This window comes from Rahnella sp. GSA61A, assembly GCF_019969905.1.
Classification (GTDB): Bacteria; Pseudomonadota; Gammaproteobacteria; order Enterobacterales; family Enterobacteriaceae; genus Rahnella; species Rahnella aceris.
Window position 1 is genome coordinate 304,329 of record NZ_JAHXYO010000002.1, and the last position, 22,284, is coordinate 326,612.

Sequence of the window (22,284 nt, forward strand, 5' to 3'; positions counted from 1 at the left end):
TTTTTTGATTTCAAATATGAGAAAGGGGCACTGAGAAGTGTCCCTTTTTTTATGCTGACAGGTTAGGTTTATTAGCTCCCTCCCTTGCGAAGGGGAGGGTTGGGGTGGGGTATTAAGATCAAAAAATGAAAGCTGAAGTGTGCAGGGATAATGGTGTCAGCCCTTAAAACCCCCTCCCGGCCTCCCCCTTCGCAGGGGGAGGAGCAAATCAAAACCTGACCCGCCCCGTCGGCACCTGCCGAAAACTCCACCAAACCTGCACCGTATTGAACAGCACCAGTATCGCCGTGACGATAAACACCCAGCGGAAGCCAAGCAGTGCCGAGGCACTTGAGCCAATCAGCGGCCCGACCACATTCCCGAGATACATAAAAGACTGGTTGTAACCGAATATCCGGCCGGTGACCTGATCACTGCTGTATTTCACCAGCAACGCCTGTACCGCAGGCATCAGCGCGCCATCGCCGAAACCGAGCATGAAACGCAGGATCCCGAGCTGGGTCGGCGTATTAATCAGTGCCATCAGGCAAAACAGAATGAAGCAAAAAACCAGCGCGGCAATCAGAATGCGATGCGCGCCAATGCGGTCGCCGAGCTTGCCAAGTTTCGGGGCGGCCATCAGCGCGGAAACGCCCGGCACGGCGGCAATCACACCACTGATAAAGGCGATATTGCTGGTATCCGATGACAGTTCGCGGATAAATAGCGTCAGGATCGGGCTGATGGAACCGTTGGCGAGCTGAATCATCATGGTGGTGACGAACAGGCTGACAATCAGCCACGGGTAGGGCAGCGTAGTAAATACGGCTTTGCCGCTCAGACGGTTGGCTTTGGTGACCGGCACCACGCGTTCTTTAATCAAAAATAATGTGATCAGAAAGCTGATAAACAGCATGCCGCTGGTGACGAAAAACACCGTGCGCAGGCCGAGATGGTCAGCCATAAAGCCGCCGAGCAGCGGGCCGATAATCACGCCGGATACCTGACCGGTAGACAGCGTGCCGAGCGCCCAGCCACTTTTATCGCGCGGGACCTGCGAGGCGACCAGCGCCATCGCGTTGGGAATATACCCGGACGTCAGGCCCATTAGTGTGCGCAGAATGAAAAGCTGCCAGACGTTGGTGGCGAACCCTTGCAACATCATGACAATCGCCATCCCCAGCGCGGCGCGCAGCAACATCAGTTTGCGGCCTTTGCGGTCAGCCAGACTGCCCCACAACGGCGCAACGATGGCGGAAACCAGGAACGTGCCGCTGAATACCAGCCCTGACCACAGGCTCAGGGATTCATGAGACGTTACGCCAAGTTGTTCGATATAAAGGGGTAAAAAAGGCAGGATCTGACTCATCGCCATGCCGGTAAAAAAACAACCCAGCCAGACGGAGATTAAATTTACTTTCCAGGTTTCCATGTTGCAGCGATGTAGCCTTATGGACAGAGGAGTGAGAGAAAAGAAGCATAGCAATCAAATCTGTGAAGTGGGACGCAAAAAGTGGGAACCCATTCATCAGGTTTATAATTGATTATCCTGTGTCAAAGTTTCGGATTATCGCGGCAGATTATGCGGCCTGAAACTGTTACCAGAATCTGCGGCTGTAACCATCAGTTACAGGCCAGAAGGAGATAACTTCACGCAGAGCGGCGTTTTGTGCTACTATCGCCCCAACTGGCGCACTGCAGTTTGTGCCGAATCCTCGTGGTAATGCCTCATTTGCCTCGTCTGATCATCCACTCTTGAAACTGCACCGAACCCCGTTCGGGTTAGAGTGGACTGGAGCTTTTCCTTATATGTCATTTGATTCCCTCGGCTTAAGTGCCGAAATTTTGCGTGCTGTTGAAGAACAGGGCTATCGCGAACCTACGCCTATTCAGCGTCAGGCTATTCCTGTCGTGCTGGAAGGCCGTGACCTGATGGCGAGTGCGCAGACCGGTACCGGTAAAACCGCTGGTTTTACCTTGCCGCTGCTCAATATGCTCAGCCATACCAACGCGCAATTCAAAGGACGTCGCCCGGTTCGTGCGCTGATCCTGACCCCAACCCGTGAGCTGGCGGCGCAGATTGGTGAAAACGTACAGGCCTACAGCAAATACCTCACCCTGCGTTCTCTGGTGGTATTTGGTGGTGTGAGCATCAACCCGCAGATGATGAAACTGCGCGGTGGTGTGGATGTGCTGATCGCAACGCCGGGTCGTTTGCTGGATCTGGAACATCAGCGTGCTGTTGATTTATCTCAGGTTGAAATTCTGGTGCTGGACGAAGCCGACCGCATGCTGGACATGGGCTTCATTCACGATATCCGTCGCCTGCTGGCAAAACTGCCTGCCAAGCGTCAGAACCTGCTGTTCTCCGCGACGTTCTCTGATGAGATCAAAGGTCTGGCGAGTAAGTTGCTGACCAACCCGGCCTCTGTCGAAGTCGCGCGTCGTAACACCGCTTCTGCGCAAATTGAACAAAGCGTTCATTTTGTTGATAAGAAACGCAAAAGAGAATTGCTGTCGCAGATGATCGGTGAAGGCGACTGGAAACAGGTGCTGGTGTTCAACCGGACAAAACATGGTGCAAACCATTTAGCCGAACAACTCAATAAAGATGGCATCACGGCTGCTGCTATTCACGGCAACAAAAGTCAGGGCGCACGTACCCGTGCACTGGCTGATTTTAAAGCCGGTTCTGTCCGTGTTCTGGTGGCAACAGACATCGCTGCGCGTGGCCTGGATATCGATATGTTGCCGCACGTGGTCAACTATGAGCTGCCAAACGTACCGGAAGATTACGTTCACCGTATCGGCCGTACCGGTCGTGCGGAAGCCACCGGTGAAGCGATTTCTCTGGTGTGTGTGGACGAACACAAACTGCTGCGTGATATCGAGCGTCTGCTGAAACGTGAAATTCCTCGCATCGCACTGGAAGGTTACGAGCCCGATCCGAGCATCAAAGCTGAGCCGATCATCAATGGTCGTCAGGGCAGCGGCGGTGGTGGTGGTCGTGGCGCGCCACGTCAGGGCCAGCGTCCTGGCGCACCGCGTACGGGTGCTCCACGTTCAGGCGCTCCGCGTCAGGGCGGTAACGGTCAGCGCAGCGGTACGTCTGAAAACCGGGGTTCAGAAAACCGTGGTTCAGCTGAGAACCGTCCGGCACGTTCGCGTCCTGCCCATGCAGGCCAGCGTCGCACCGGCAATGCAGGCAGCGGCAACAAATAAGTTTCCGGATCCCCTGTAATGCAATCAAACCGCCTTCACTGAAGGCGGTTTTTTTTCGCGGGTAATCTAACGAATCACGTACGCACAACGGCGTGCACCCTGCAAAATATGTTCGGTGCGTTCGACACTGGCGTTCAGCACATCGCTGAATACATCGCGTTCCGCACGGCAAAATCCCTGACAGGTGGCTGCGGCAGCGCAAATCGGGCAGTGATTTTCGACAAACAGATAACTGCCATCCTCCTGCATTTTCCAGTCCGCCATATAGCCTTCACGGGTACGGATATCCGTCAGCCTTTGCAATTTGTCTTCCATCGACACCGCCCCGAGCATCGCCTGGCGGTAGTGTTCCTGCGTGATTTTTTCCCGCGAGGTGATGAGCTGATCCAGCGCCGAATCCCCCAGAGAGGTGCGGATCAGTTGCAAAAGTTGTACGGTGAGGTCAGCGTGGGCATCGGGAAATCGCGCATGACCGGCGGCGGTCAGTTGCCAGAACTGCGCCGGGCGTCCGACACCCTGTGAGACAGATTTGGCTTCCACCAGTCCTTCCTTCGCCAGCTTCACAAACTGCTGGCGCGCGGCTTCACCTGTGGTACCCAGCAGATGGCCGGCATCGCTGGCCTGAAGTTGCCCGTGGGTTTTCAGCAGCATCAGTAAACGCTCTGCGACGCTTTGCCGTACGTCATTTTTATTTTCCAGGTCATTGCTTGACATATTGCCTCGACGGGTTCTAGATTACGTAAAAAATATTCCAAGTTATTTCTTGTTTTAATCATATCATAACCACAGCACGCTTCAATGCGTGGACAGTACAAACCAAAGGGATGCAGAGAAAATGTCGGGAAGTCATAACGGATGGGCGGATTTATTCAGCGCCGAAAACCGGGGCAGTGCCATTACCCTGAGCGCAGGTGTCGCGCTTTATGCGACTAACAGCTACATCGTCATCACGATTTTACCCTCCGTTGTGCAGGATATCGGCGGGCTGGCGTGGTATGCCTGGAACACTACGCTGTACGTTGTGTGTTCGATTCTCGGCTCAGCACTTTCTGCACGGTTGATGCGCACCGCCGGGCCGCGTGGCAGCTATCTGATGGCGACCGCTATTTTTATTGCCGGTGCCGCCATTTGTACCGCCGCGCCGAATATGCCGGTGCTGCTGCTCGGACGGGCGCTGCAGGGGCTGGGGGGCGGATTCCTGTTCGCACTCTCCTACGCGATGATCAACCTCCTGTTTAAAGAATCTCTCTGGCCGCGCGCCATGGCGCTGATTTCGGCGATGTGGGGCATTGCGACGCTGGTCGGCCCGGGGGTAGGGGGTATCTTCGCCGAACTGCATGCATGGCGCTGGGCGTTTGGTTTGCTGTTGCCGGTGACGTCGCTGTTCGGGGTGTGGGTCTGGCGGATTTTGCCAAAATCCCGGCACGACCGGCAGCCGGACGAACCGCTGCCGCTGATGCAACTGGCCTTGCTGACCGGCGCAGTGTTAGTGGTATCGGCGGGCAGCCTGTCTTCATCAGGGCTGATTAACTTGCTCGGTTTCGTGGTCGCGGTGGTGATGATTTTAATCTTGCGCCACCGCGAATTTACGGCGGATGTCAGACTGCTGCCGCGCAACGCTTTACGCCGTTCCTCACCGCTCTATGGCCTGTATCTGGTGATGACGTTGTTGATTATCGGCCTCGGTTGCGAACTGTTTGTGCCGTATCTGCTGCAACATTTACACGGTCAGACCCCGCTGGCTGCCGGATACATCACTGCCGCGGCGGCCGCGGGCTGGACATTAAGTGAAGTGGCCAGTTCCGGCTGGACAGGCCGTCGCGCGGATGGCGCGATTATCTGCGGGCCACTGATCCTGGCTGCCGGTTTGCTTTTACTGTTGTTCACCGTGCCGGTCGCTTTCGGTCTGCCGTGGCTGAATATCAGTGGCGTGGTGCTCGGGCTGACGCTGGCCGGTTTTGGGATTGGCCTCGGCTGGCCGCATTTGCTGACCCGCGTTCTGCAACAGGCACCGGAAGAGGATCGCGAAAAAGCCGGTGCGTCGATAACCGTGGTGCAATCTTTTGCGGCGGCGCTTGGCGCGGCGTTAGCCGGAACGGTGGCTAACTTTGCAGGCGTTGATAAGGGGGATAGCGGTGCAGCCAGCGCGGCATTCTGGATGTTCCTGCTGTTTGCTGTGCCTGCGCTTCTGGCGGTGTGGATTGCCTGGCGCTCCGTCAGAGTCAGACGCTTGCAGGGCAGGGCGAAAACCTCATTAAGCGGCGATTTGTCTCAGGGGTAATTGCCCGGCGGCGGGCCTTGCGGTAATCTTGCGCGTCATTTTTAAGGGTTGAACTGCGATGCGCGTATTACTGGCTCCGATGGAAGGTGTGCTTGATCCTCTGGTTCGTGAACTTCTCACAGAAGTAAACGACTACGATTTGTGCATCACCGAGTTTTTGCGCGTGGTGGATCAGCTGCTTCCCGCTAAATCCTTCTATCGCTTGTGTCCTGAATTACATCATGCCAGCCGCACGTCTTCGGGCACGTTAGTGCGCGTGCAGTTGCTCGGTCAGTATCCGCAGTGGCTGGCTGAAAATGCTGCCCGCGCCGTGGAACTGGGATCTTACGGTGTCGATCTCAATTGCGGTTGTCCGTCAAAGCTGGTGAACGGCAGTGGCGGCGGGGCGACACTGCTTAAAGATCCGGAACTGATTTATCAGGGCGCGAAGGCCATGCGCGCCGCTGTTCCCGCGCACTTGCCGGTGACGGTCAAAGTGCGTCTCGGCTGGGATTCCCTTGCGCGCAGTATTGAAATTGCCGATGCGGTACAACAGGCCGGTGCCACCGAACTGACGGTTCACGGACGCACCAAAGAAGACGGTTATAAACCCGAGCGCATTAACTGGCAGGCGATTGCTGAAATCCGCCAGCGGCTGACCATTCCGGTGATCGCCAACGGCGAAATCTGGGATTACGCCAGCGGACAGGCCTGTATGCAAACCACCGGTTGCGACGCAGTGATGCTCGGACGCGGTGCGCTGAATATCCCGAATCTCAGCCGCGTGGTGAAATATAACGAACCGCGTATGCCGTGGCCGGACGTGATGACGTTATTACAGAAATACACCCGTCTGGAAAAGCAGGGCGATACCGGTTTGTATCACGTGGCGCGTATTAAACAGTGGCTGAGCTATTTGCGTAAAGAGTACGAAGAGGCGACTGAGTTATTTACTGAAGTGCGCGTGCTGAAGACGTCGAAGGAAATTGCCGAACGCATCAACCGGTGATGCCATGATGTCTCCACGCGATAACACTTAAAAAATGGAGAAGCATCATGGAAAACAGAGATATCGGGGCTGACCCACATTGCATTCGCTGTTAAAGACTTGGATACCAGCATCGCGTTTTATCAACAATTCGCCGACATGAAAGTCATTCATCGTCGCGGAGAAAAGGGCAGCACTGCCCGTCCGCTTGGCTGAGCGACATGACCCGCCATTTCGCCATCGTTCTCTCCGAAGACCCTGAAAACACCGATACCAAACTCGGTCCTTTCTGCCATCTCGGCGTCGCCTGTGCATCAAAAGAAGCGATGGATGCCAAACTTACTGAGGCGCGCGCCGCAGCCGTTTTACGTCAGGAGCCGACAGATTCCGGCGCGCCGGTGGGCTACTGGGCATTTCTTGATGACCCGGACGGCAATACGCTGGAATTATCTTACGGGCAGGAAATAATTAACCTGACTATTGAAAATACCCACACTATATAAGTGGTTAAATGCAACTCTTTGGGGCTTATAAAAGGTGGTGGGAGATATTTCACAACACCTTTTATATTTTTAATTCAGTGGAATACGTCCATTTTCTATTTTTATTCATCTCTTTTTCTAATTCTTTGTTATACGTAAAGGATATATCTTTAATATTGAATGTAGTTGATCTGAAATTATTTGTCCTAAATATCTCCATGCCTAAACCAACCTCACATACATAATTTCCAAATCTAATGTATCGGTCATGACCATCATTTTTGAAAACTTTCTCGTCTACTGAAAATAATTCGAAAAGAGATAGTTTCTCAGAAAACATCGATTTTTTTTTCAAATATTCTCTAAGATAGTTTTCAATAAACATATGCAAGTCACTATTTTTATCACCACCAGAAGTGTAGATTTTTAAACTATGCAGTTCATTGTCCTGAGATATCAACTTAATGAGGTTGAATAAAATATTGTCATTTTTCTTGGTGTGTGTTACATCCTTCATTACATTTTCTAAAAAATATCGATCAGAAATAATGATTTTTTTTTCATTCTTAGATAAATTCCTCATCCTTTCATTCCAAATTATATCAGCTGTATCTGTATTAGAGATGTTTTTCTGAGATGCTAATTTGCTTCTTTTGAAAAAGAAAGATGAAAGAATCGATGAGGATTCAATAACTTCGAATTTTTGGGAGGTATGCATGCAAACACCAAATTCATTTAAACCTATATTTCCTGATAGTTCGTATGGTATTAAAAATGTTTCTACATCTTCAGATACACCTTCCAAAGCATCAATGCTTTTATAAGTGCTGATGTAGTTAATATTTTTCCCCGTGCTGCTTTTGTGAAATTTCACGAATGCTTCTTGCCATCTTTTTCTGAATTTTGGAGGGATTTGATTTATTGCATTATAATAATCTTCAATACTTCTATTGGGAGGTATTACTAACACTCCATAATTATTCCATTCTTGCATTAGATTGTCATGGGCAGCAAATGCGCCGTCTGAGCAAAAGTTATTTGATAAAAAAGTCTCTTCGTCAAAGTAGAATCTTGTTTTCATAATCACAATCCAAAAACATCGTTGAATCTATCTTCAAAAAATCCATTAGGCCATTCATCAATAAAATCGCCATCCGCATCAAGTCTTAGTTCGCTAACCTCTGCACCTTGGCTAGTTGGATCTACATATACAACACAAATATCTTTATGACTGAGTTTACCTTCTTTAATTCTACGTTGAAGCCTTAGGATTAAAGCCTCACTATGTGTTTCAATAATCCATTGGTTATTTTTTTCGGTAAATGATTTTATGAAATAATCACCAAGATGACCTTGTAGTTTTGGATGTAAATGAATTTCTGGCTGTTCAACGCAAATAGTTTTATCGCTACCAACTAATCCTTCAACAATTATTGGGAGTAACTGCCCAATTCCGAACCCTACATCTGAAGCAGCAACAATAACATTAGTACGCAAGTCTTGAAGTTGCATATATAAAACTTTCCCAGTAGTTTTATTACCAATATCACCAATTTTTATCTTATAGGGAACTTCAAATAGTTCAAACCAATTGTTAATTTCATCAACTGTTAAATGACCAGCATCGTGAATCATTTTTACAGTATCCTGTCCGTCCTTACCCACTGATTTTTCCTTGTTTTCAGTAGCAGTATAAAAGCGAGACGGATAACATCTTAAAGGACCAAGGTATAATATTGACTTTAACTTTTCCTTAACATCTTCAGCGAGGCTATTGGCTATTGCTCCGGTATTTAATCCTGCATCAGCTGTAAGTTTAGATGGTAGGAAATTGTTTCTAGAAATAATAAAATCATTACTGTTGATATTCTCTATTTCTTTATTTAAAAACATATTAAGTATTTTATCGTTTGCTTTAGTATTTAACGATGATCTGTTTTTTATTCTTCTTGTTAAAAAAGATATAAACAAATCCCTTGATTCATCGTTGAGGAATATATACTTTGATAAACTTTCTTCCGAGGTTAGTCTTTTGGCAGAGTCCTGTGTGTGAATATTTTTAAGTCTAAAATCTAAATGGTTTTCATTTTTATGTTCCGCAAGGAAAGAATATTCCTTTAAGAAGGTTACAGACTTTTTTTCATTCAATATGGCATTGGCGTATCCAAAGCTAACAATTCTATCATGCTGGCTTCCTAGTATTTTCATTTCACTAAGAATCTGTTTCTTTGTATATGATATCTCTAATTTTAACTCACGTTGTATATCGTGTTTGAAAATAAAAGATTCATAATCCCCTAAGTTAATTAGTCCTCCCTGAGAGGATAATGAACCTACTAGGCTATCTGATTCAGATGTTTGCTTTAGCAGTAATAATGATTGAATTATTGAACTCTTACCCGATGAATTTGGACCACAAATTAAAGTTATTGGTGCTAATCTTAATGATTGTGCAGTTCCAAAAGACTTGAAATTCTCAATTTTATAATTTATTAGCATTTATAGTTCCTCATTTTTTTATCATTTTAAACTCTAAATTTATTCATATCAAATGAATTGACGGTTTTTTGTAATTTACATTTTAGTTTTATGCATAGATATGATTCGAAGAAATACACATAAAAGAGCGACTGCATCCTAAAAAAACATGGTGTTTGATAAGTGCAATATGGTTGCTATAAGTGACAATTTCCTTGCTATCGAAAAGCCTTTTTGGAACTATAAACCAACATTGAATGAGCAAGGCAAGTGTTCACTTACTCGCCATTCCACGGTCTGTGGGTGGTGGTGACAGACTTTGTGACAAATAGAATTGAAAATTGCGGGTGCTAAGACTTTTCGCCTCACTTATAATTCCGCCCGCTGTTACGACATATCTTAATGACAACTTTCTAAATACAGAGCAATGCATGTGAAAATCCGTCTTTTGGTTCTGAGCTTATTAGCCTTAAATACAGGCATGTTGTCTGCCCCTGCCGCCACCGCTGCAAAGCATGAGCCGGCCGTCGCCCCGATCGTTCAAATTGCTTCCGGCAGTGCCATGGTGGTGGATCTGAAAAGCCACGAAGTGATTTATTCCCGAAATCCGGATGAGGTGAGGCCGATTGCCTCCCTGACCAAACTGATGACCGCGATGGTGACGCTTGATGCGAATCTGCCACTCGACGAAGTGATCAATATCGATATCAGTAATACACCCGAAATGCGTGGCGTGTTCTCCCGCGTGAAACTGAACAGTGAAATTACCCGTCGTCAGATGATCCAACTGGCGCTGATGTCCTCAGAAAACCGGGCTGCGGCCAGTCTCGCGGCACATTATCCGGGCGGTTATTCTGCATTTATCAATGCTATGAATGCGAAGGCGAAATCGCTGGGCATGACCCATACGCATTATGCTGAACCGACCGGTTTGTCGCCGCGCAACGTCTCCACCGCGCGTGATTTAACACGGCTGCTGCTGGCTTCACAGCGCTATCCGCTGATCGGTCAGCTAAGTACGACTGCTGAAAAAACGGCTGTCTTCAGCCATCCGGCGTATGCATTGCCGTTCCGTAATACCAACCATCTGATTATGAACCCGTCGTGGAATATCCAGCTGACCAAAACCGGTTACACCGATGAAGCCGGCCATTGCCTGGCGATGCGTACCACCATTAACGGCAAGCCCGTTACGCTGGTCGTGATGGATGCCTTCGGGAAATTTACGGCCTTTGCCGATGCCAACCGCCTGCGCACCTGGATGGAAACCGGCAAAGCAGTGCCTGTTCCACAGATTGCCAAAAACTACCGTAAGCAGAAAGAGCAGCAGAAAACGCAGCCTTCCGTCGAAGAGGCGGATGATTGAGCAGATGATTGAAATGAAAAAGTCCGGCCAGATGCCGGACTTTTTGTTTTGCAGGGACAGACAACGTGGTCAGAAAATCAGTTTAAACACCCCTGTCAGGGTCAGTAAGCCGACGATAAAGATGATGGCGATGATCCACAGAATAATTTTCATGTTTTCTCCTTAACATAACCTTCAGTCGTCATCGGCCATCCGGCTAAGCCAATGATATTCCTTATCAGTATAGCTTCTGCCTGCATTTTTGCTGTGTGCTTGCTAATTTCAGGCCAGTGCCGCGCGCAGACCACATTCCGGGCTGGTAAGCGGTTTGCCCATTTGGGTCAGTTGTGCCGCACCGGTCATCGAAGCCTGAGCCAGCACCACGCAGGCCGCGCCTCGCCTGTATTCCACATCAGCCGCCGCTGCGATAGCCTGTAAATATCCGGCCAGATCCCCCTGCTTAAACTTTTCCCATGCGCCTGCCACCAGATGGATTTCAAACTGCGCCTGCGGATGTTTTTCCACCTGCGCGAACAACTGCCGCGTCGGCTCCAGGGTCGTTTCGACCGCACAGAGTGCGACCACACTGCCCGCTGTTTTCATGGCCTGTTCCGCCAGCGTCTGATCGACACGCAACACCGGCACCGCGGCACTTTCACTGGCAAGCGTCGCGGCAGAACCCAGCGTCGAACAGGTCAGTAAAACGCGATCGGCATTTTCACTCAATGCCAGCAGCACATCCGCCGTTTGCTGACGAATTTCTGCAGTCAGCCCGCCCGCCTTTTCGGCTGCAGCCAGTAAATCGGGCCGCGAAACATGCACAAACTTATGCTGATCCAGCCCAAGTTCGTGAGCTGTATTTTCGAAAACCGCAATATTGCTGTCGGCCGTATGTAAGCAGGTAATGCGCATGTAATTCTCCTGATAAGTGTCTGCCTCTACGTTAATGATTTTTTAACCGTACCGCAGACTTTTTTACCTGTAAAAACTGATGAGTTAATGCGGGCTGGAAAATGCCCGGTTTCCCCGGTGCACGCTATGATTTCCATAACCCGCGGGCGTCCGTAATTCCTTAAGTTTGACCTGTTAACGATCCCCGTAACAGGTTATTTTCATTGATATTTATTCATTAAAGCAATGCAACTCAATCATATATAGATACATAAGCAATCGCGTATTTGTCGAGAAGGAAATTGATTTGAGGTGGTTATTTATCCAGTGCAAACTGTGGCCAGATTAAGGATTTCTAAACAGGGAAAGCTCATGTGAGGGACAACAACTATGTTTCAGCTCAGCAGACGGGATCTATCGCCGATCAACAGGATGCTCTATTTTCCAGGCGCGCCTGCCTGGCCGGAAGATTACAAAGGAAAATCGCTCATGGAAAAGCTCATGCAAAACCAGATCAACAATATTGAAAAGCAGGGCATCAAAAATGGTGAGGAAATTGCCGGGCTGAATCTGCGGGTAGGGAAGGTGGAACAGCAGGTCAGTCAGCTAACGGTAGTGATCACGGAGACGAATCTCCGTGTCGGCAAACTGGAGCACCAGATGGTCACGCTCACTGAAGCGGTGACAGATATCGGGGGTCGTGTCGGGAAAACCGAACAGAGCATCGCGCGCATCGACGGGCACCTGCTGAGAATTGACGATCATCTGGTGAGGATAGATAAACAGTTTGAACAGGTAGATAAACAGTTTCAACAGGTCGATAAACAGTTCGATCGTGTAGATGAGCGCTTTGACAAAATAGATCAACGATTTGAGAAGATCGACTGGCGCTTTGAAAAAGTAGATGAACGCTTTGTGAAGATTGAAGCTTCACTGAGTGCAATGCAGGCAATGTTTTACGATCTCATGATTAAACAGACCCGATGGATTGTCAGCATGATGCTGGTACTGGTTGGCGTGACGTTTACGGCTGCACGCTATATTCACTAACGGCGACCTGATACGGTTGATCTCCCATTACGCTGAATTGGCCGTATCAGCAAAGCTGGCAAGAGCGACTATAATATAGACAGGTCGCCACCTTCTTTATGCCCTTGTCTGACGGGCAATCCCGAAGGTTTATCACTGCGCGCTGCTGGCGGCTTTCGGCGTACAAGGGGGTGTTTCATGGCTAATCATGTCTGGGGACTGATATCCAATCCGGGTCCCGAATTGCAACAAATCCAGCGTGAGCGGGAAACCGTTTCACATGTGTATTCCCACCATGTTCTTTTAATGGCGCTCATCCCGGTTGTCTGTTCTTTCATCGGAACAACACAACTTGGCTGGAACTTCGGTGATGGCGAGAAGCTGATGGTTTCCATGTTTACCGCGTCTTATATCGCCGTCATTTTCTATGTTCTGATGCTCGCTGCTGTCGCACTGATGGGGCGGATTATCTACGGAATGGCGCGTCGCTATGACAGCCGCCCGACACTCAACAACTGTATCGTCTTTGCCGGCTACGTGGCCACACCCATGTTCCTCAGCGGGGTCGTAGCCCTGTATCCGATGGTCTGGTTATGCCTGTTTGTCGGGCTGATCGGCCTGTGTTACAGCGGATACCTGTTGTATCTCGGCATTCCTAACTTCCTCAATATCGACCGTCGCGAAGGGTTCCTGTTCTCCAGTTCAACACTGGCAATGGGCGTTCTGGTATTAGAGCTGCTTCTGGCTCTGACGGTAATTATGTGGGGTTACGGAACACAGTTATTTTAACTTAATGGCTATCTTACTTGCCATTTTGCCCCCGGGCAGTGCTCGGACTCCTCACGTACTTTATGTACGCTCCGGGTCCTCCGCGCTGTCTGGGAACAAACTGCCTGCGCCGACTACGCCATTCCTCTTTTGAAGGACATTATTCCTGCCAGTTCTTCATCTTACTGGTTTTCCCGATACCCGGATTGAAGCTGTTGGTCGGGTCTGCCTGCCGGTAGAATTCTTTCAAATGTGGTTTTGCCAGATACAAATGGCCGACGTTATGTTCGGCGGGATATTCCGCGCCTTTGGCGTCGAGCAGTTCTAACATCCTGTGTTTCAGCGCCTTGCTGTTTGCGCCTTTTTTGACGATGTAATCCTGATGGAAAACGTGGCACATGAAATGGCCGTAATACAGTTTTGCTACCAGTTGATTGTCGATATCTTCCGGCAATGTCTCGAACCAGTCGCGGTCATTGCGGCGCAGTGCGATATCCAGCGCCAGAATATCTTCCACTTCGTTTTCATGTACCGCGTGATACCGCACGGCGGCACCGGCGGCGGCAAAGCGATGCAGGAAGGCTTTCTTGCCTTCGTCGGCGGAACAGATAAAGAAATCACCCTGACCCTCACTAAAGAAACGTGTCAAAAAGGTTCGGGCTTCGTCAATACCGGGGCCGGACATTTTCAGCAGTAAGTGATGTTCAAACCGGTCACGATACTGCTTCATACGCGGTGGCAGATGATTCGGCAGGGCTTTGCTCAGACACTGCATCACGCGGTCGCTGAAATGTTTGGGCAGGAAAGGGACCTTACTGGCGTGTGCATCGAACTTTCCTTTGGCAGTAAACATGTCCGGCATTTTGTCGGTGCCAAGTTTGTCGATCATCAGGAAAGTGTCTTTGCCATAGACTTCGGTGATATCGAAAATATCCCGGTGCATGTATTCCCCTGCCACCGGAAGGTTAGCGAAGTCACGCAGGATCTGGCGGCGTAATTCTGTCAGCACCGCCGTGTCATTGGTGCCGATATAGAAAACCTGCTGCTGCGTTTCTGCCGGAAACGTATCGAGCCGCACGGCGAAAACCGCCAGCTTGCCCGCACAACCTGAAGCTTCAAATAAACGTCGCTCATCCGCGTTGAAACGCGACGGCGTATCCGCATCCACTTCGCGGACACGTGAGGCATAATCGTGATCCGACGCCAGACGCTGATCATGCTGGATATCGGTTTCCAGATAATCGCCTTTTTCCAGACGTGTCAGGATTTCTTCCGGCGTTTCACCAAGATTAATGCCCAGATGGTTAATCAGCCGCAATTCGCCTTGTGCATCGATTTGTGCATAGAGCGCCATTTCGGTATACGCCGGGCCGCGTTTCACCAGCGATCCGCCAGAATTATTACAGATCCCGCCGACCACCGATGCGCCGATGCAGGACGAGCCAATCACTGAATGCGGTTCGCGGTTGTAGGGCTTGAGGATTTTTTCCAGCTTATACAGGGTGCTGCCGGGAAAGCCGATCACCTGATGACCGCCGTCGAGTAACTGGATCGTGTCCAGTTTCAGGGTGCTGAAAATAACAATGTCGCGGTCATAGTCGTCGCCGCTGGGCGTCGAACCTTCGGTCAGCCCGGTATTGGCGGCCTGCATAATGACAATCTTGTCGGCGGCGATGCAGGTTTTGAGCAGTTGCCACTGTTGCAGCAGCGTTTGTGGAAATACGACCGCCAGCGCTTTACCGCCACCGGAGCGAAACCCTTTGCGGTAGCGTTCGGTGTTGCTGTCGCCGGTTAAAACGTGGCGGCTGCCGGCAATCTCTTTCAGCGTGGCGATGAGTGACTGATTATCCATTTCATCTTCCTTTTTTGATGGGATGCCATCTAATCATAGACTTAAATGATACTTGTTAAGTTAAACGTCATTCGGGATATGGGTTAGGTAATTCCACTTAATCTGTTGCATTTTTGTCATGCGCTGTCCATTAAATCGTCATTGATGTGTCATAAAACTCGCGCTTAATGAACGCCAGATAACGAAAGCAACCGAGAGACAGCATCATGGCGCAAGCTCAACTTAAGCTGGCACAGGCTGAATATCCTCAGACCGGGCCACAGCATCTGAACAAAGTTCTGGACGTCAAAGGTCTGGTGAAATCCTATAAATCGGGTCAGCGTGTCCTGAATGACATCAGTTTTGATCTCCACGCCGGTGAGTTCGTGGCGGTAATTGGCCGTTCTGGCGCGGGTAAATCCACCCTGCTGCATGTGCTCAACGGTACGATCCCGCTCACGGATGGCAGTGTGGTATGTCATTACGAAAATGGTGAACAGCAGGAGCTGGCCGGGCTTACCGGCAAAGCATTGCGTCGCTGGCGTTCAGGCTGTGGCATGATTTTTCAGGATTTCTGCCTGGTGCCTCGTCTGGATGTCCTGACAAATGTGTTACTGGGGCGTCTCAGCCACACCTCAACGTTCAAATCATTCTTTAACCAGTTCGATGACGAAGACCGCGCCCGCGCCATCTCTTTGCTTGAATGGTTGCACATGCTGCCGCATGCATTGCAGCGTGCCGAAAACCTTTCCGGCGGCCAGATGCAGCGTGTGGCGATTTGTCGCGCGCTGATGCAGAACCCGAAAATTCTGCTGGCCGATGAACCGGTGGCGTCACTGGATCCGAAAAATACCCTGCGCATCATGAATGCGCTGAAAAAAGTCAGCGAAGAGAATATCGCCGTGATGGTCAACCTGCACTCGGTCGAGTTGGTGAAAGATTATTGCACCCGCGTTATCGGCATCGCGAAAGGGCAGATTATTTTCGACGGCCATCCGGACCAGTTAACTGAAGGCATTTTGCATCAGTTATACGGTGAAGAACACGAAGCGATAAACAGTTAAACAATAACGTTATTTATTTTGCAGTGCTTATTTCTACTTTCTCTCAATCTACACAAGGTCATCATTACATGAAGAAGTTATTACGTCTGGCAGTCTTCGTAGCAGGTTCTTTTACTGCAATGCACAGCATGGCAGAAGATGCTCCTAAAGAATTAAACTTAGGTATTCTGGGTGGCCAGAATGCCACCCAGCAAATCGGCGATAATCAGTGTGTAAAAGATTTCTTCGATAAAGAATTAAATGTGGATACCAAACTGCGTAATTCATCCGATTATTCAGGTGTTATTCAGGGGTTATTAGGTAAGAAAGTGGATATGGTATTAAGCATGTCCCCGTCATCTTTTGCTTCGGTTTATATTAATAATCCGAAAGCGGTGGATCTGGTCGGCATTGTCATTGACGATACGGATAAATCCCGGGGTTATCACTCCGTGGTTGTCGTGAAAGCCGACAGCCCGTACCAGAAATTATCTGACCTGAAAGGCAAATCATTCGGTTTCGCTGACCCGGATTCTACTTCGGGTTACCTGATCCCGAACCAGACATTCAAGAAAGAATTTGGCGGCACGACGGATAACAAATACAACAACTTCTTCTCCAGCGTGACCTTCTCCGGCGGCCATGAGCAGGATATTCTTGGCGTGCTGAACGGCCAGTTCGAAGGCGCAGTCACCTGGACTTCAATGATCGGCGACCGCGAAACCGGTTATACCTCCGGTGCATTCAACCGCATGATCCGCATGGACCATCCGGATCTGATGAAGAAAATCCGCATTATCTGGGAATCGCCATTAATTCCTAATGGTCCGATTTTAGTGCGCAGCGATTTGCCACCGGCATTTAAAGCTAAGCTGGTTTCTGCCATTAAGAAACTGGATAAAGATGACCACGCTTGTTTCGTAAAAGCGGTGGGCGGCAAACAGCATATCGGCGAAACGTCCCTGGCTGAATATCAGCAGATTATTGATATGAAGCGTGAACTGACCAAAGGCGGTCGCTAACCCGTAACTCCCTCCCCTGCGAAGGGGAGGGTTGGGGTGGGGTATTAATGGCAACTCAGGAAGCGAAAGCTTTTACCATTATTGTTTTTTTAATACCCCCTCCTGACCTCCCCCTTCGCAGGGGGAGGAATAATGATTATCGCAAATCGGAAATATTATTTTGAACAAAGACTTCAATCGTTATTACCAGCAGATACGCGGTAAACAAAAGCGGGAAGCGCTGATCTGGTCAGGGCTGATGTTGTTGTTATATCTGTGGTCAGGCAATGTTTCCGAACTTAATTTAAAAACGATTATTGTCTCCGCGCCGAGCTTCTTTGATTATATTGGTCAGACGGTGCCGGTATTACACTGGTCATTGTTATTTGCTGACGGTCATACCGAAGGTTCACTGGCGTATTGGGGATACCGTCTCAATATTCAGCTGCCGCTGATTTGGGAAACTATTCAGCTGGCGTTGTCCTCAACGATATTGTCGACGGCGCTGGCAGTCGTGCTGGCTTTTCTCGCCGCCAGCAATACGGATTCGCCTAAATGGGTGAAATTCAGCATCCGTACCTTTGTCGCTTTCCTGCGCACCATGCCGGAACTGGCCTGGGCGGTAATGTGTGTGATGGCGTTTGGCGTCGGTGCCATTCCGGGCTTTATCGCCCTGACGTTACACACTGCCGGCAGTCTGACCAAATTGTTCTACGAATCCATTGAAACCGCATCGGATAAACCGGTGCGCGGACTCAGAGCCTGCGGCGCGGGGCGTTTGCAGCGCATGCGTTTCGCCATGTGGCCGCAGGTGAAACCGATATTCTTATCCTACAGCTTTATGCGCCTCGAAATTAACTTCCGCCAGTCGACTATCCTCGGGCTGGTCGGGGCCGGTGGTATCGGGCAGGAACTGATGACCTCAATCAAACTGGACCGATATGACCAGGTCAGCATGACCTTACTGCTGATTATTCTGGTGGTGTCGGCGATGGATTTTCTTTCCGGTAAATTGCGCAAACGCGTTGTGGAGGGCACTTTCTGATGTTAACTGATGCGCTCGAACCTCATGTGGTCAGCAGCCTGAAGCAGAAGCACGGGCATCTGTTTGCCGCGCAGCGCCGCTATCTGCGCTACCTCGCGATACTGGCTGTCGTGATTACGCTGTACTACGTCTATTTCTTCAGTTATTTCGGTATTCCATGGAGCGAAGTGGTGCGCGGCACCCGCGAAGTAGGACGTTATTTCCTGCGGATGTTTGTCTGGCATAACGTTTCCGAATGGCCGTTTATGTATTATTTTTCGCAAATAGCTATCACGCTGGCGATTGTGTTTTCCGGAACCATCACCGCGTCTTTCCTCGCATTGCCCCTTTCATTCCTTGCGGCGCGTAATGTGATGTCGACGCCGGTTCTCAGACCCGTTTCCATGGTCATCCGCCGTCTTCTGGATGTTTTACGCGGGCTGGATATGGCGATCTGGGGGCTGATTTTCGTTCGTGCTGTCGGCATGGGGCCGCTGGCCGGTGTGCTGGCGATCGTGATGCAGGATTTAGGCTTGCTGGGCAAGCTTTATGCGGAAGGGCATGAGGCGGTAGATCGTTCGCCGAGCCGCGGCCTGCGGGCGCTGGGGGCTTCCCCGCTACAAACGCACCGCTTCGGGATTTTCACTCAATCCTTCCCGACATTCCTTGCGTTGTCGCTGTATCAGATTGAATCCAATACCCGTTCAGCCGCTGTTCTTGGTTTTGTTGGCGCGGGCGGGATCGGTCTGGTGTATGCGGAAAATATGCGTCTGTGGAACTGGGATGTGGTGATGTTTATCACACTGATTTTAGTGGCTATCGTAATGATTATGGACAAGATTTCCGCGATGCTGCGCGCCAAATATATCCTGGGCGAAGAGATTAGTTTATTCGCACCGGAAGAACGGAAAATGAAGCCGCCGGTTGAGCTTTATCGCTCGTAAATGTTAACGGTCGAAACAGAATAAAAGAAGGCGGCATCCGGGATGGATGCCGCCTTTGCTGTTATTGAATCGCCGGGAGTTTACTCGTCGAAATACCAGTAACCCTGATTCACCAGATCTGTTAACAGAGCGACAAATTCAGGATCCTGCAACGCAGCACCCAGCTCTGTTTTACTGATCAGCGTATAGCGGCACAGCGCATCGGCGGCGGCATGTTGCGATGTTTCCAGCGGCTCGCTGTTAACAAAGAAACGTTCGCCGACGTTGAGAACCCGAAGACCGCTCAGGCGCACCAGGCTTTCGCCCTCCATCAGTGCATCGGCAATTTCATGTGATTCGTATGGCGGTTCGGCTGGCGCGATATCCAGTTCATGGCGCGGCGTAGTGGCGAAACGGCCAAACCATTGTTTGAAATCTTCCGGCTGGCTGATCAGCTCAACCATCATCTGGCGCACACGTTCCAGCTCGTAATCTTCTACTTTACCGACGTGGTCGCGCAGCGTGAGATCCGGATCGCTGTAATGGCTGCCGCCCAGATCGTTTTCCAGCGCGTAGTCAGCAAAACTGCTGATGAAATCGCGGCTGTTAGGGCCACGGAAACCGACGGAATAGTTGAGGGCGGTTTCATGGGTAAAGCCGTCGTGCGGGAAGCCCGGCGGAATATACAGAATGTCGCCGGGTTCAAGATCTTCATCAATGATTGGCGTGAACGGATCCACATGCAGTAACGCCGGGTGCGGGCAGAACTGACGCATCGGCAGAGCATCGCCCACGCGCCAGCGGCGGCTGCCCATGCCCTGGATGATAAACACGTCATACTGATCGATGTGCGGGCCGACACCGCCGCCGGGCACGGAATACGAAATCATCAGGTCGTCTAAACGCCAGTCCGGCAATACGCGAAAAGGTTTCACCAGTTCTGCCGCAGGCAAATGCCAGTGGTTTACGGCCTGTGCCAGCAGTGACCAGCCGGTTTCACCCAGCCCGTCGAAATCTTCAAAAGGACCGTTACTTGCCTGCCATTCACCATCTTTATGGCTCACCAGACGGCTGTCCACTTCCGGCTCCATCGCCAGACCGGCTAATTCGTCTGGAGAGATTGGATCAACAAAATTTGAGAACGCTTTTTTGATAACAACAGGTTTTTTTTGCCAGTATTTTTCTAAAAATTCCGGCCAGTCCAGATTGAGTTCATAAGCCATGTGATTTACCAGTGGGAAGACAAACGGGTCTGATTATAGAGAGGGGAATAAGGACAGCGCTTTGTCATGCATCAAGGCTACCCATCATAATTCGAACCGCAGATGCGTTGGCTGCGTTCAGTGACCCGAATCACTTACCTGAGTAAGCTCATCGGGATCCCTTCACTTTCCGCGTTACTCGGCAAGCCTCGCCCTATTAGGGCCAGCGCAAGCGCTGTTCAAAAGCTGAAGCTTTTGTCCTGCAGCCCGAATTATTTTGGGTATAGAACTCTGGTTGAAATATTTATGATTTCGCGGCCAGCACCACCAGTTTCTGGTTCACAAATTCTTTGATACCGAGATCAGAGAGTTCGCGGCCGAAGCCCGAGCGTTTCACACCACCGAAAGGCAGTTCAGCAGCGGTATCCGTCGGCGAATTGACGTATACCATACCGGTTTCAATCTGGCTCGCCAGCTTACGGGCGCGGGTCAGATCGGTGGTAAACAGCGAACCGCCGAGGCCGTAATGTGAGTCGTTGGCAAGTTTCACCAGTTCCTCATCATTTTTCACCACGTACACCTGTGCGACCGGGCCAAAGAACTCTTCGAAATAGGCCGGATTATCGCGGGTAATGTGCGTCAGAATCGTTGGCTCAAAGAAGTTGCCCGGATTGTCTGCCACCTTTTTACCGCCAAAGTGCAGTTTCGCCCCGTGTTTCACGGCATCATCCACTTGTTTGCTCAGCGTTTTCACGGCTTCCGCGGAGGACAACGGTCCCAGTGTGGTGGATTTATCCAGCGGATCGCCGATCTTCAGTGCCTTAAAGTGTTCGGTGAATTTTTTAAGGAATTCATCGGCGACTTTTTCATGAATAATGAAGCGCTTGGCCGCCGTACACACCTGTCCGGCATTAGAGACACGGGCCTGCGCACCGGCTTTGGCAGCTTTATCGATATCCGCATCATCGAGTACGGCAAACACGTCATTCCCGCCGAGTTCCAGCGTCGATTTCTTCAGCTTAGATGCCGCCCGTGAAGCCACGACCGCACCGGCTTTCTCCGAACCGGTCAGCGCGACCCCCTGAACGCGGTCATCATCAATGATGGCACTGACCTGATCCTGAGAAATAAACAGGTTGGTATAAGCGCCCTTTGGGGCACCCGCTTCGGTAACCAGTTTCTCAAAGGTTTCCGCACAATGAGGAACGATACTGGCGTGTTTGACGACCACGCTGTTACCTGAGGCAAGATTCGGTGCCAGTACACGCATTAACTGGTAGAACGGGAAATTCCAGGGCTCGACGGCCATAATCACCCCAATCGGATGATGCTCGACCCAGGCTTCGCCGAGATCGGATTTATACGGCACAGGTTTGAGAAATTCCTCGGCGTTTTCGGCATAGAATTTCGCAATATCCGCGCAAATCTGCACTTCGCCACGGCTCTGGCCGATGAGTTTCCCCATTTCTACACTGACCACTTCCGCCAGTTCATCGACACGGGAAGCCATCAGTTCTGACAATTTATGCAGCACGTTAACGCGTTGCTTAATATCGCCCTGACCCCAGTCAGATTTGTATAAAGCATGGGCGGCAGAGAGTGCCTCTTCAACCTGCTGATCGTTATGTGTTTGATATTCTTTGATGAGCTTATTGTTGAACGGATTTATCGTTTGATATGGCATATGTTGCTCCTTGTTTTGTGGCGTGTCGTCGAAAACAACGGCACGTTGGAATTGAGGTGCGTGCGCCTTTCTGCGTTCTCAACAGAACATTAAGCATAGTCGAAAAAACGTGACCGCTGTCCCACAGACATCTC

General features: G+C 50.1%; 18 protein-coding genes and 1 pseudogene. 11 read left to right on the forward strand and 8 right to left on the reverse strand.

Features of this window, described 5'->3' with window-relative positions:
- Window positions 1-208 precede the first annotated feature (208 nt).
- Entirely contained in the window at window positions 209-1,411 is a 1,203-nt protein-coding gene (locus LC431_RS03525; protein WP_013576372.1) for a multidrug efflux MFS transporter, read from the reverse strand.
- Window positions 1,412-1,788: 377 nt separating this feature from the next.
- Here LC431_RS03525 and rhlE point away from each other — a divergent pair, with 377 nt between their 5' ends.
- Complete coding sequence (rhlE, locus tag LC431_RS03530) at window positions 1,789-3,201, forward strand: ATP-dependent RNA helicase RhlE (RefSeq protein ID WP_013576371.1); 1,413 nt, start codon at window positions 1,789-1,791, stop codon at window positions 3,199-3,201.
- A 66-nt stretch (window positions 3,202-3,267) separates the two neighbouring features.
- Here rhlE and LC431_RS03535 read toward each other — a convergent pair whose 3' ends face one another.
- Window positions 3,268-3,915, reverse strand: coding sequence for a metalloregulator ArsR/SmtB family transcription factor (locus LC431_RS03535; protein ID WP_013576370.1), 648 nt, complete (start codon window positions 3,913-3,915; stop codon window positions 3,268-3,270).
- Window positions 3,916-4,036: 121 nt separating this feature from the next.
- Between LC431_RS03535 and LC431_RS03540 the strand changes: the two genes are divergently transcribed.
- From LC431_RS03540 to LC431_RS03550, 3 genes and pseudogenes are all read left to right on the forward strand, one after another.
- Window positions 4,037-5,482, forward strand: coding sequence for an MFS transporter (locus LC431_RS03540; protein ID WP_223509269.1), 1,446 nt, complete (start codon window positions 4,037-4,039; stop codon window positions 5,480-5,482).
- A 58-nt stretch (window positions 5,483-5,540) separates the two neighbouring features.
- A complete protein-coding gene (dusC, locus tag LC431_RS03545; protein ID WP_223509270.1) occupies window positions 5,541-6,470 on the forward strand; it encodes a tRNA dihydrouridine(16) synthase DusC in 930 nt (309 codons plus the stop codon).
- A 60-nt stretch (window positions 6,471-6,530) separates the two neighbouring features.
- Window positions 6,531-6,952, forward strand: a pseudogene (locus LC431_RS03550) (VOC family protein).
- A 61-nt stretch (window positions 6,953-7,013) separates the two neighbouring features.
- On the opposite strand, the gene LC431_RS03555 reads toward LC431_RS03550, so the two are convergent.
- Both LC431_RS03555 and LC431_RS03560 read right to left on the reverse strand, forming a co-directional pair.
- Complete coding sequence (locus LC431_RS03555; protein ID WP_223509271.1) at window positions 7,014-8,012, reverse strand: hypothetical protein; 999 nt, start codon at window positions 8,010-8,012, stop codon at window positions 7,014-7,016.
- Window positions 8,013-8,014: 2 nt separating this feature from the next.
- Entirely contained in the window at window positions 8,015-9,430 is a 1,416-nt protein-coding gene (locus LC431_RS03560; RefSeq protein ID WP_223509272.1) for an AAA family ATPase, read from the reverse strand.
- Window positions 9,431-9,836: 406 nt separating this feature from the next.
- Between LC431_RS03560 and pbpG the strand changes: the two genes are divergently transcribed.
- Window positions 9,837-10,775: a D-alanyl-D-alanine endopeptidase gene (gene pbpG, locus LC431_RS03565; RefSeq protein WP_015690223.1), complete on the forward strand. Its 939-nt coding sequence runs from the start codon at window positions 9,837-9,839 to the stop codon at window positions 10,773-10,775.
- A 261-nt stretch (window positions 10,776-11,036) separates the two neighbouring features.
- Here the strand turns inward: pbpG and LC431_RS03570 are convergent, their stop codons facing one another.
- Window positions 11,037-11,666: a hypothetical protein gene (locus LC431_RS03570; RefSeq protein WP_013576366.1), complete on the reverse strand. Its 630-nt coding sequence runs from the start codon at window positions 11,664-11,666 to the stop codon at window positions 11,037-11,039.
- A gap of 369 nt (window positions 11,667-12,035) precedes the next feature.
- Between LC431_RS03570 and LC431_RS03575 the strand changes: the two genes are divergently transcribed.
- Together LC431_RS03575 and LC431_RS03580 are read left to right on the forward strand one after the other, a co-directional pair.
- A complete protein-coding gene (locus LC431_RS03575) occupies window positions 12,036-12,695 on the forward strand; it encodes a hypothetical protein (protein WP_223509274.1) in 660 nt (219 codons plus the stop codon).
- 177 nt (window positions 12,696-12,872) lie between these two features.
- Window positions 12,873-13,463 (forward strand): Yip1 family protein, encoded by a 591-nt coding sequence (locus tag LC431_RS03580; RefSeq protein ID WP_013576364.1) that lies wholly within the window; start codon window positions 12,873-12,875, stop codon window positions 13,461-13,463.
- A gap of 139 nt (window positions 13,464-13,602) precedes the next feature.
- On the opposite strand, the gene dld is transcribed toward LC431_RS03580, so the two are convergent.
- Window positions 13,603-15,294 carry a D-lactate dehydrogenase gene (gene dld / locus LC431_RS03585; RefSeq protein ID WP_223509275.1) on the reverse strand — a complete coding sequence of 564 codons (1,692 nt, stop codon included), beginning with the start codon at window positions 15,292-15,294 and terminating at the stop codon, window positions 13,603-13,605.
- 206 nt (window positions 15,295-15,500) lie between these two features.
- Between dld and phnC the strand changes: the two genes are divergently transcribed.
- The 4 genes from phnC (at window position 15,501) to phnE (LC431_RS03605) (ending at window position 19,285) form a co-directional block, all read left to right on the forward strand.
- On the forward strand, window positions 15,501-16,337 hold the full coding sequence (gene phnC, locus LC431_RS03590; RefSeq protein ID WP_223509277.1) for a phosphonate ABC transporter ATP-binding protein: 837 nt from the start codon (window positions 15,501-15,503) through the stop codon (window positions 16,335-16,337).
- Between the two features lie 68 nt (window positions 16,338-16,405).
- On the forward strand, window positions 16,406-17,338 hold the full coding sequence (gene phnD, locus LC431_RS03595) for a phosphonate ABC transporter substrate-binding protein (RefSeq protein WP_013576361.1): 933 nt from the start codon (window positions 16,406-16,408) through the stop codon (window positions 17,336-17,338).
- A 160-nt stretch (window positions 17,339-17,498) separates the two neighbouring features.
- Window positions 17,499-18,362: a phosphonate ABC transporter, permease protein PhnE gene (gene phnE, locus LC431_RS03600; protein ID WP_013576360.1), complete on the forward strand. Its 864-nt coding sequence runs from the start codon at window positions 17,499-17,501 to the stop codon at window positions 18,360-18,362.
- Window positions 18,362-19,285: a phosphonate ABC transporter, permease protein PhnE gene (phnE, locus tag LC431_RS03605; protein WP_013576359.1), complete on the forward strand. Its 924-nt coding sequence runs from the start codon at window positions 18,362-18,364 to the stop codon at window positions 19,283-19,285. Before phnE (LC431_RS03600) ends, phnE (LC431_RS03605) begins: the two co-directional genes overlap by 1 nt.
- Before the next feature lie 80 nt (window positions 19,286-19,365).
- On the opposite strand, the gene LC431_RS03610 is transcribed toward phnE (LC431_RS03605), so the two are convergent.
- Together LC431_RS03610 and LC431_RS03615 are read right to left on the reverse strand one after the other, a co-directional pair.
- Window positions 19,366-20,487, reverse strand: a complete 1,122-nt coding sequence (locus LC431_RS03610; RefSeq protein ID WP_153374653.1) for a cupin domain-containing protein — start codon at window positions 20,485-20,487, stop codon at window positions 19,366-19,368.
- 283 nt (window positions 20,488-20,770) lie between these two features.
- Window positions 20,771-22,150 carry an NAD-dependent succinate-semialdehyde dehydrogenase gene (locus tag LC431_RS03615; protein ID WP_013576357.1) on the reverse strand — a complete coding sequence of 460 codons (1,380 nt, stop codon included), beginning with the start codon at window positions 22,148-22,150 and terminating at the stop codon, window positions 20,771-20,773.
- Between the last annotated feature and the right edge of the window lie 134 nt (window positions 22,151-22,284).

Coding starts and splice junctions, on each gene's coding strand:
- LC431_RS03540 (WP_223509269.1), top strand. CDS start 4,037: ATGTCGGGAAGTCATAACGGATGGGCGGATTTATTCAGCGCCGAAAAC.
- LC431_RS03615 (WP_013576357.1), bottom strand. CDS start 22,150: ATGCCATATCAAACGATAAATCCGTTCAACAATAAGCTCATCAAAGAA.
- LC431_RS03570 (WP_013576366.1), bottom strand. CDS start 11,666: ATGCGCATTACCTGCTTACATACGGCCGACAGCAATATTGCGGTTTTC.
- LC431_RS03535 (WP_013576370.1), bottom strand. CDS start 3,915: ATGTCAAGCAATGACCTGGAAAATAAAAATGACGTACGGCAAAGCGTC.
- dusC (WP_223509270.1), top strand. CDS start 5,541: ATGCGCGTATTACTGGCTCCGATGGAAGGTGTGCTTGATCCTCTGGTT.
- LC431_RS03575 (WP_223509274.1), top strand. CDS start 12,036: ATGTTTCAGCTCAGCAGACGGGATCTATCGCCGATCAACAGGATGCTC.
- rhlE (WP_013576371.1), top strand. CDS start 1,789: ATGTCATTTGATTCCCTCGGCTTAAGTGCCGAAATTTTGCGTGCTGTT.
- phnE (WP_013576359.1), top strand. CDS start 18,362: ATGTTAACTGATGCGCTCGAACCTCATGTGGTCAGCAGCCTGAAGCAG.
- pbpG (WP_015690223.1), top strand. CDS start 9,837: ATGCATGTGAAAATCCGTCTTTTGGTTCTGAGCTTATTAGCCTTAAAT.
- LC431_RS03525 (WP_013576372.1), bottom strand. CDS start 1,411: ATGGAAACCTGGAAAGTAAATTTAATCTCCGTCTGGCTGGGTTGTTTT.
- LC431_RS03555 (WP_223509271.1), bottom strand. CDS start 8,012: ATGAAAACAAGATTCTACTTTGACGAAGAGACTTTTTTATCAAATAAC.
- phnC (WP_223509277.1), top strand. CDS start 15,501: ATGGCGCAAGCTCAACTTAAGCTGGCACAGGCTGAATATCCTCAGACC.
- LC431_RS03560 (WP_223509272.1), bottom strand. CDS start 9,430: ATGCTAATAAATTATAAAATTGAGAATTTCAAGTCTTTTGGAACTGCA.
- phnD (WP_013576361.1), top strand. CDS start 16,406: ATGAAGAAGTTATTACGTCTGGCAGTCTTCGTAGCAGGTTCTTTTACT.
- LC431_RS03610 (WP_153374653.1), bottom strand. CDS start 20,487: ATGGCTTATGAACTCAATCTGGACTGGCCGGAATTTTTAGAAAAATAC.
- dld (WP_223509275.1), bottom strand. CDS start 15,294: ATGGATAATCAGTCACTCATCGCCACGCTGAAAGAGATTGCCGGCAGC.
- LC431_RS03580 (WP_013576364.1), top strand. CDS start 12,873: ATGGCTAATCATGTCTGGGGACTGATATCCAATCCGGGTCCCGAATTG.